We start from the raw sequence: 1,314 nt of genomic DNA, 5'->3' as shown, positions 1-1,314 counted from the left end.
CCGGTGCCTGGCTCTACTGGCGTTACCGGAGCTACTGGTGCTACCGGTTCTACTGGCGCTACGGGTATAACTGGCGCTACAGGTATTACAGGAGCTACTGGCGCGACTGGAACTACTGGTGTGACTGGAACTACTGGTGTGACTGGCGCTACAGGTATTACAGGAGCTGCTGGCGCGACTGGAACTACTGGTGTGACTGGCGCTACAGGTATTACAGGAGCTGCTGGCGCGACTGGAACTACTGGTGTGACTGGGGCTACTGGTGATATCGGAGCTACTGGCTCTACTGGGGTTACCGGAGCTACTGGCTCTACTGGGGTTACCGGAGCTACTGGCTCTACTGGCGTTACCGGAGCTACTGGTGTGACTGGAACTACTGGTGTAACTGGGGCTACTGGTGTGACTGGGGCTACTGGTGATATCGGAGCTACTGGCGTTACCGGAGCTACTGGTGTTACTGGAACTACTGGTGTAACTGGGGCTACTGGTGTGACTGGGGCTACTGGTGTGACTGGGGCTACTGGAACTACTGGTGTGACTGGTGTGACTGGTGTGACTGGTGTGACTGGAACTACTGGTGTGACTGGGGCTACTGGTGATATCGGAGCTACTGGCGTTACCGGAGCTACTGGTGTTACTGGAACTACTGGTGTAACTGGAGCTACTGGCGCTACTGGCGCTACTGGCGCTACTGGCGCTACTGGTGTAACTGGAACTACTGGTGCTACTGGTGCTACTGGCGCTACTGGCGCTACTGGTTCTACTGGTGTTACTGGCGCTACTGGTTCTACTGGTGTTACTGGTGCTACGGGGGCTACTGGCGCTTCTGGTGTTACTGGCGCTACTGGTGCTACTGGCCCTACTGGTGCTACTGGCCCTACGGGGGTAACTGGAGCTACTGGTGATATTGGACCTACTGGCGTTACCGGTTCTACTGGTTCTACTGGTTCTACTGGTGTTACTGGTGCTACTGGCGCTACTGGCGCTACTGGCGCTACTGGTGTAACTGGAACTACTGGTGCTACTGGTGTTACTGGTGCTACTGGTTCTACTGGTGTTACTGGTGCTACGGGGGCTACTGGCGCTTCTGGTGTTACTGGCGCTACTGGTTCTACTGGCCCTACTGGTGCTACTGGCGCTACTGGCGCTACTGGCGCTACTGGCGCTACTGGTGTAACTGGAACTACTGGTGCTACTGGTGTTACTGGTGCTACTGGCCCTACTGGTTCTACTGGTGTTACTGGTGCTACGGGGGCTACTGGCGCTTCTGGTGTTACTGGCGCTACTGGTGCTACTGGCCCTACTGGTGCTACT

1 protein-coding gene is annotated in these 1,314 nt (G+C 56.3%); it reads left to right on the top strand.

Translation table 11 applies throughout. The features are described 5' to 3' along the window. The coding region (locus AB0H93_RS44240) for a hypothetical protein (RefSeq protein ID WP_358582968.1) at positions 1-266 on the top strand (266 nt) is incomplete at its 5' end. Between the last annotated feature and the right edge of the window lie 1,048 nt (positions 267-1,314).

Origin of the sequence: Saccharopolyspora sp. NPDC050642, assembly GCF_040654735.1 — a bacterium.
Classification (GTDB): domain Bacteria; phylum Actinomycetota; class Actinomycetes; order Mycobacteriales; family Pseudonocardiaceae; genus Saccharopolyspora; species Saccharopolyspora elongata.
The sequence above is the reverse complement of the archived record's forward strand: the minus strand, read 5'-3'. Positions and strand labels throughout refer to the sequence as shown.